Source organism: Streptococcus sp. SO2 (assembly GCF_030440025.1).
On record NZ_JAQFJH010000008.1, the window covers coordinates 69,421 to 77,638 of the forward strand.

8 protein-coding genes are annotated in these 8,218 nt (G+C 39.6%); 7 read left to right on the forward strand and 1 reads right to left on the reverse strand.

Annotated features, from left to right (window positions below; genetic code table 11):
• Positions 1-79: 79 nt before the first annotated feature.
• The 6 genes from PCY17_RS07980 to sdbB all read left to right on the forward strand — a co-directional run bounded on the left by PCY17_RS07980 (position 80) and on the right by sdbB (position 5,444).
• Positions 80-1,339, forward strand: a complete 1,260-nt coding sequence (locus PCY17_RS07980; RefSeq protein ID WP_001227109.1) for a UDP-N-acetylglucosamine 1-carboxyvinyltransferase — start codon at positions 80-82, stop codon at positions 1,337-1,339.
• A gap of 15 nt (positions 1,340-1,354) precedes the next feature.
• Positions 1,355-1,906 carry a GNAT family N-acetyltransferase gene (locus PCY17_RS07985; RefSeq protein WP_001028745.1) on the forward strand — a complete coding sequence of 184 codons (552 nt, stop codon included), beginning with the start codon at positions 1,355-1,357 and terminating at the stop codon, positions 1,904-1,906.
• Entirely contained in the window at positions 1,899-3,176 is a 1,278-nt protein-coding gene (gene spxR / locus PCY17_RS07990) for a CBS-HotDog domain-containing transcription factor SpxR (protein WP_000033812.1), read from the forward strand. The genes PCY17_RS07985 and spxR overlap by 8 nt, the downstream gene beginning before the upstream one ends.
• Positions 3,177-3,191: 15 nt before the next feature.
• Complete coding sequence (locus PCY17_RS07995; protein WP_000631561.1) at positions 3,192-4,052, forward strand: methionyl aminopeptidase; 861 nt, start codon at positions 3,192-3,194, stop codon at positions 4,050-4,052.
• Positions 4,053-4,178: 126 nt separating this feature from the next.
• Positions 4,179-4,886 carry a thiol-disulfide oxidoreductase-associated membrane protein CcdA2 gene (gene ccdA2, locus PCY17_RS08000; RefSeq protein WP_002875594.1) on the forward strand — a complete coding sequence of 236 codons (708 nt, stop codon included), beginning with the start codon at positions 4,179-4,181 and terminating at the stop codon, positions 4,884-4,886.
• A 12-nt stretch (positions 4,887-4,898) separates the two neighbouring features.
• Entirely contained in the window at positions 4,899-5,444 is a 546-nt protein-coding gene (gene sdbB / locus PCY17_RS08005) for a thiol-disulfide oxidoreductase-associated lipoprotein SdbB (protein ID WP_000755591.1), read from the forward strand.
• Between the two features lie 31 nt (positions 5,445-5,475).
• Here sdbB and pbp3 read toward each other — a convergent pair whose 3' ends face one another.
• A complete protein-coding gene (pbp3, locus tag PCY17_RS08010; RefSeq protein ID WP_301392555.1) occupies positions 5,476-6,717 on the reverse strand; it encodes a D-alanyl-D-alanine carboxypeptidase PBP3 in 1,242 nt (413 codons plus the stop codon).
• A gap of 104 nt (positions 6,718-6,821) precedes the next feature.
• Here pbp3 and PCY17_RS08015 point away from each other — a divergent pair, with 104 nt between their 5' ends.
• Complete coding sequence (locus PCY17_RS08015) at positions 6,822-7,943, forward strand: AI-2E family transporter (protein ID WP_000489829.1); 1,122 nt, start codon at positions 6,822-6,824, stop codon at positions 7,941-7,943.
• The last annotated feature ends 275 nt before the right edge of the window (positions 7,944-8,218 follow it).

Below are 8,218 nucleotides of genomic sequence, written 5' to 3' on the forward strand. Positions count from 1 at the left end.
AATAGGAATGGGAAAAAACTGAAAATTATGGTATAATAGAACGAAAAGACCTTTTTAGTAAATTTTGAAAGAGTAAAACATGAGAAAAATTGTCATCAATGGTGGACGTCCATTGCAAGGTGAGATCACCATTAGTGGTGCTAAAAATAGTGTTGTAGCGCTTATTCCAGCTATTATCTTATCAGATGATATTGTCACTTTAGATTGTGTTCCAGATATTTCAGACGTTGCTAGTCTTGTCGAAATCATGGAAATTATGGGGGCGACTGTTAAGCGTTATGAGGATGTCTTGGAGATTGATCCAAGAGGTGTTCAGAACATTCCTATGCCTTATGGCAAGATTAATAGCTTGCGTGCTTCTTATTATTTCTACGGAAGTCTTTTAGGTCGCTTTGGTGAAGCTACAGTTGGACTTCCTGGTGGATGTGATCTGGGACCTCGTCCGATTGATCTTCACTTAAAAGCCTTTGAAGCCATGGGTGCTAAGGTCAGCTATGAGGGAGATAATATGAATTTATCTGCCCAAGGTAAGGGGCTTCATGGCGCAAGTATTTACATGGATACCGTTAGCGTTGGAGCAACGATTAACACCATGATTGCTGCGGTTAAAGCTAAGGGACGTACTGTCATTGAAAATGCGGCTCGTGAACCGGAAATTATTGATGTCGCTACCCTTTTGAACAATATGGGGGCCCATATTCGTGGTGCAGGAACTGATATTATCATTATTGATGGTGTCGAGAAACTTCATGGAACGCGTCATCAGGTTATTCCAGACCGTATCGAAGCTGGAACCTATATTTCACTTGCTGCGGCGGTAGGAAAAGGAATTCGCATTAACAACGTTCTCTATGAACATTTAGAAGGCTTTATCGCCAAACTAGAGGAAATGGGCGTTCGTATGACGGTCTCAGAAGACAGTATCTTCGTTGAAGAACAGTCTGATTTGAAGGCCATCAATATCAAAACAGCTCCCTATCCAGGGTTCGCAACCGATTTGCAACAGCCTATCACGCCACTTTTACTAACTGCCCAAGGTCGTGGAACCATCATTGATACGATTTATGAGAAACGTGTCAATCACGTCTTTGAGTTAGCAAAAATGGATGCGGATATTACGACTACAAACGATCACATTATTTACAACGGTGGTCGTAAGTTACACGGGGCAAGTGTAAAAGCTACAGACTTGCGAGCTGGTGCTGCACTTGTCATCGCTGGCTTGATGGCTCAAGGTCAGACTGAAATTACGAATATTGAGTTTATCCTTCGTGGCTACTCAGATATTATTGAAAAATTGCGTAGTCTTGGGGCAGATATTACACTCGTTGAAGACTAAGCCGTTGAGGTGATTATGAATATTTGGACCAAATTAGCAATGTTTTCTTTTTTTGAAACGGAGCGCTTGTATTTGCGTCCTTTCTTTTTTAGTGACAGTCAAGCGTTTTTCGAGATTGCTTCAAACCCTGAGAATTTACAGTTTATTTTTCCCAGCCAAGCAAGTTTGGAAGAAAGTCAGTACGCCCTTGCTAACTATTTTATGAAGAATCCTCTAGGTGTTTGGGCAATTTGTCTCCAAGGAAATCAGGAAATGATTGGTTCCATTAAATTTGAAAAAATCGATGAAATCAAAAAAGAAGCAGAAATTGGTTACTTCTTAAAAAAGGATTCTTGGTCACAAGGTTTTATGACAGAAGTGGTTACAAAGCTTTGTCAGCTTTCCTTTGAAGAATTTGGTTTAAAACAATTATCCATCATCACTCATCTGGAGAATCAAGCTAGTCAAAAAGTAGCCTTAAAATCAGGCTTTAGCCTCGTCCGACAGTTTAAGGGAAGCGATCGCTATACACGAAAAATGAGGGACTATCTTGAATTTCGATACATAAAAGGAGAATTCAATGAGTAAACACCAGGAAATTTTGTCCTATCTGGAAGAGTTGCCAATTGGGAAGAGAGTTAGCGTTCGCAGTATTTCCAATCACCTAGGTGTTAGTGACGGAACAGCCTACCGAGCTATCAAAGAAGCTGAAAATCGTGGAATTGTTGAAACTCGGCCACGTAGTGGAACTATACGGGTCAAGTCCCAGAAAGTGGCTATTGAGAGGCTAACCTATGCTGAAATTGCTGAAGTCACCTCATCTGAAGTTTTAGCTGGTCAGGAAGGGTTGGAGAGAGAGTTTAGCAAATTCTCCATTGGAGCTATGACAGAGCAAAATATCCTGTCTTATCTCCATGATGGTGGTCTGTTGATCGTAGGAGACCGCACTCGCATTCAACTTTTAGCGCTGGAAAATGAAAATGCAGTCCTTGTGACTGGAGGTTTCCATGTCCAAGATGATGTATTGACTCTAGCCAATAAAAAAGGTATCCCAGTTCTGAGAAGTAAGCATGATACTTTTACAGTCGCAACCATGATTAACAAAGCTCTCTCAAATGTTCAAATCAAAACAGACATTTTAACAGTCGAAAAGCTCTATCGTCCGAGTCATGAGTATGGCTTTTTGAGAGAGACGGATACAGTCAAAGACTATCTAGACTTGGTCCGTAAGAACAGAAGTAGCCGTTTCCCAGTTATTAACCAACACCAAGTGGTTGTTGGGGTTGTTACCATGCGTGATGCGGGAGATAAGTCACCCAGCACAACGATTGACAAGGTGATGACGCGGAGCATCTTCGTAACAGGCTTAGCGACTAATATTGCCAATGTCAGTCAACGAATGATTGCAGAAGATTTTGAGATGGTTCCCGTTGTCAGAAGTAACCAAACCTTGCTCGGTGTCGTAACACGACGAGATGTCATGGAAAAGATGAGCCGTTCCCAAGTTTCTGCTTTGCCGACCTTCTCAGAGCAAATCGGGCAAAAACTCTCTTATCATCATGATGAAGTCGTTATTACTGTTGAGCCCTTCATGTTGGAGAAAAATGGTGTCCTTGCTAATGGAGTCTTGGCTGAAATCCTCAACCATATGACCCAAGACCTCGTTGTCAATAGCGGACGTAATCTCATCATTGAGCAGATGTTGATTTATTTCTTGCAGGCTGTGCAGATAGATGATACTTTGCGGATTCAGGCTCGTATTATTCACCACACGAGACGCTCAGCTATTATTGATTATGATATTTATCATGGTCATCAGATTGTTTCAAAAGCAAATGTTACGGTTAAAATTAATTAGAATCTAGGAGAAAAAATGATAACTTTAAAATCAGCACGTGAAATCGAAGCCATGGACAAGGCTGGTGATTTCCTAGCAAGTATCCATATCGGCTTACGTGATTTGATTAAGCCAGGCGTGGATATGTGGGAAGTTGAAGAGTACGTTCGACGACGTTGTAAAGAGGAGAATTTCCTTCCTTTACAGATTGGTGTGGATGGTGCAGTCATGGATTACCCCTATGCCACTTGTTGCTCTCTCAACGACGAAGTAGCTCACGCTTTTCCACGTCATTACATCTTGAAAGAGGGCGATTTGCTCAAGGTTGACATGGTATTGGGTGGTCCGATTGCCAAATCCGACCTCAATGTATCTAAACTCAACTTCAACAATGTTGAGCAAATGAAAAAATACACCCAAAGTTATACTGGTGGTTTAGCTGACTCATGTTGGGCTTATGCGGTTGGTACACCGTCTGAAGAAGTGAAAAACCTGATGGACGTGACCAAGGAAGCTATGTATAAAGGGATTGAGCAAGCAGTTGTTGGCAATCGTATCGGTGATATCGGTGCAGCCATTCAAGAATACGCTGAAAGTCGCGGTTACGGTGTCGTTCGTGATTTGGTTGGTCATGGTGTTGGTCCAACTATGCACGAGGAGCCAATGGTTCCTAACTACGGTATTGCAGGGCGTGGACTCCGTCTCCGTGAAGGAATGGTACTAACTATTGAACCCATGATCAATACTGGTGACTGGGAAATTGATACAGATATGAAGACTGGCTGGGCTCATAAGACTATAGATGGCGGCCTGTCTTGCCAATATGAACACCAGTTCGTGATTACCAAAGACGGCCCTGTTATCTTGACCAGTCAAGGTGAAGAAGGAACGTATTAAAATAAAGGAGCTTAGCTCCTTTTTTTGTGTCAACTTTAGTCAAAATAAATAAGCGTAGCAGACTTCTTACAAATTTTTTCTTTTGTAGTAAAATAGGATTAGAATTTTGAGAAAGTAGGTAATTCGTTGGAGTCGATTATATTTCTAGTATCCGTTTTTTTAGCTGGTATCCTGTCCTTCTTTTCACCCTGCATCTTTCCTTTGCTACCTGTTTATGCTGGTATTTTACTGGATGATCAGGGAAATTCGAAAAGCTTTCGCTTTTTTGGAAGAGACGTTGCATGGTCTGGTTTAATTCGAACCTTGTGCTTTATTGCAGGAATCTCCCTCATTTTCTTTATTTTAGGATTTGGAGCTGGATTCCTAGGGCACATGCTCTATGCAGACTGGTTTCGTTATGCTATGGGAATAGTCATTATTCTTTTAGGGCTTCACCAGATGGAAATCTTGCATTTCAATAAACTGGAAGTTCAAAAGACAGTAACCTTTAAACAATCAAAGTCGAATCACTATCTGTCAGCCTTTTTACTTGGGATAACCTTTAGTTTTGGTTGGACCCCTTGTATCGGACCAGTCTTAAGTTCAGTCTTGGCCCTAGCAGCTTCCGGTGGCAATGGTGCTTGGCAAGGAGCCGTGTTAACATTAGTATACACATTGGGAATGGCCCTTCCTTTCATTGTTTTGGCCTTGGCTTCGGGCTGGATTATGCCCTATTTTAGTAAATTAAAACCCCATATGATTCTACTAAAGAAAATCGGGGGAGCTTTGATTATTTTGATGGGATTGTTATTAATGCTAGGGCAGTTAAATGCCTTGTCAGGAATTCTTGGATAAAAGGAGAAAAAAATGAAAAAAGTTATTTTTGCTGGATTGAGCCTCATGTCTCTATTCTTGTTGATTGCTTGTGGTGAAAAAGAAACCAAACAGACAAGCAGTCCAAAACAACCAGCTGTACAACAAATCGCAGTCGGTAAGGATGCACCAGACTTTACCTTGCAGTCTATGGATGGCAAAGAAGTGAAGTTATCAGACTATAAAGGGAAAAAGGTCTATTTGAAATTCTGGGCTTCTTGGTGTGGACCATGTAAAAAAAGCATGCCTGAGTTGATGGAACTAGCTGCAAAACAAGATCGAGACTTTGAAATCTTGAGTGTCATTGCACCTGGTTTACAAGGTGAAAAAACAGTTCAAGACTTTCCAAAATGGTACCAAGAACAAGGCTACAAGGATATTCCAGTTCTATATGATACGCAAGCAACTACCTTCCAAGCCTACCAAATTCGTAGTATTCCAACGGAATACTTGATTGACAGTCAAGGTAAAATCGGAAAAATCCAATTTGGTGCTATTAGCAACGCTGATGCAGAAGCAGCATTTAAAGAAATGAAATAAAGAAAAAATCGCGATTGTTCGCGATTTTTTTTTATAGTTTTTCATTGATAAAGCGGATAAATTGATTCCACCAAACCTTCAAAAAGAAGGCTTTTTCAACTTTCTTTTCAGAAACCATTTCAAAAGATGGTTTGTCGGAAGTGAGATAGCCCTGCCCGACCAAATCCTGGTCATCATAGGTCAGAGTACCGACAACCTTGCCTTCTTCCAGTGGAGCCATTTCTGATGTTGATTTCGGTGTGAATTGGAGAGTTGGTGTAGTACCGCTTCCGATGCGTTGGACGATGGAAATGTCTGACTTAGCGACAGCTGTCACATTATCTTCTTTACCATCCAGAACTGTTACTTTACTATCATTGTATGCTTCACCTTTCTGAACGACGGTTTTTAAAGCAAAGTTTGCAGAAATATAATCTAAAAGTGCTGAAGTAGCAGTAAAACGTGCATAAGGGTTGGTATCTTGTTGATCTGCATTCAAAACAACCGTAATAATACGCATCCCTTTCTCAACAGTTGTTCCCACGAATGAAGCACCAGCTTTATCAGTAGTACCTGTCTTTAGTCCATCAATACCACCACGATAGGCTGGCATTCCCTCCAACATATAGTTGGTTGAGTGGATTTCAAGTCCTGCAAAGGTAGAAGTTGGTTTTTTGGTGATCTCCAAAACTTGAGGGTAATCTCGGATGAGGTTACGAGCGACGATTGCAACATCGTAGGCACTCAACTTGTTTTCATCGTCTTTTTTAGAACCCGGATAGATATTATCGCCAAGTGTCTCATTATTTAAACCAGTAGTGTTTACAATAGTTGCATCTTGAATTCCCCATTCAAGAAGTTTAGCCCTCATTTTGTCTACAAAGTCTTTCTCAGAACCAGCAATCTTTTCTGCTAGTGCAATCGCAGCGCTGTTTGCACTGGATACCATTGTAGCCTCTAATAGTTGTTCAACAGTATAATTTCGAGCTTCCATAGGGACGTTACTCGCCTCAGAATTAGTTGTAAGTTTGTAAGGATAGTCCGAAATATCAACAGGTGTAGATAGGCTGATAGTTCCTTGTTCCAGAGCTTCATAGACCAAATAAACTGTAACCAGTTTTGTAATAGAAGCAATTTCTACAGGCTGATTTGCATCTTTTTCATAGAGGATTTTTCCAGTTGTAGCCTCGACAGCAATGGCATGTTTAGCAGCAACATCAAACTCCTGAGCAGAAACAGTAGAAGCTGTTCCAAAAACAAAAAGTGTCATAAAAGATAAAATTATTTTTTTCATATTAGCTTTATTTTATCATAAAGAAAAAAAATATTCTCGCTTTTTTACTAAAGCCATCTTATCTTTTTCAGAAATGTGGTAAAATAGAGAGAAGGAGGATACCTATGTTCCGCAGAAACAAATTATTTTTTTGGACAGCTGAAATTTTATTATTAACACTGATTTTCTATCTTTGGAGAGAAATGGGAGCCATCATTACTCCCTTCGTGACAGTTGTGAATACCATCATGATTCCATTTTTGCTTGGTGGATTTTTTTACTACATTACAAATCCAGTCGTTACTTTCTTAGAAAAGAGATGTAAGATCAATCGTCTAATTGGTGTCTTGGTCACTCTTTGTGCCTTGATTGGTGCTATCGTTGTAGGGGTCGTTTATCTCTTGCCGATTTTGATTAATCAGTTGACCAGCTTGATTATTTCTAGTCAAAACATCTATAGTAGACTACAAGATTTGATCATCGATTTGTCCATGAATCCAGTCTTCCAAAATATTGATATTCAACAAACAATTCAACAACTTAATCTCTCCTATGTGGATATCCTCCAGAATATCTTGAATAGCGTCAGCAACAGTTTAGGAAGCGTTCTTTCAGCCTTGTTTAGCACAGTGCTGATTCTCATTATGACCCCTGTATTCTTGATTTACTTCTTGTTGGATGGTCATAAGTTGCTACCAATGTTGGAACGTACCGTCTTAAAACATGACAAATTGAATCTTTCTAGCCTTTTAACCAATCTCAATACAACTATAGCCCGTTATATCAGTGGAATTGCGATTGATGCGGTTATTATTGGATGTTTAGCTTATATTGGCTATAGCGTTATCGGATTAAAGTACGCCTTAGTTTTTGCTATTTTCTCTGGAATCGCAAATTTAATTCCTTATGTTGGTCCAAGTATTGGCTTGATTCCAATGGTGATTGCCAATGTGTTCACGGATCCTCATCGTATGTTGATTGCGGTTGCTTATATGCTCATTATTCAGCAGATTGATGGAAATGTTCTCTATCCACGCATCGTTGGAGGAGTTATGAAAGTGCATCCGATTACGATCTTGGTGCTCCTTTTACTGTCAAGTAATATCTACGGTGTCATAGGGATGGTCGTAGCAGTACCTACTTACTCTATTTTTAAAGAAATTACTAAGTTCCTAGCGAAATTATATGAGAACCATAAAGAAGCTCATAAAGAAGCTAAGGAACTGGAAAAAACAGAATCAAATTAAAATCAGGGAAACCTGATTTTTTTGATGAAAATACTATCTCCAAACAAAATAAGTTTGAATTCATATTGCCATAAAGAAGCAGAAGAACAGGATTTGATAAGATTTAGATTAATTCACAAAATATGTGTAAAACACTTGCAATTTAGCAGAAATTTGATAAAATAGTAAGGAAAGTTAGACTGTATTGCCTACTGTCTATCTATAAAATATATTTTATTGGAGGCTTTTACTCAAATGGCAAAAGAAAAATACGATCGTAGTAAACCACACGTTAA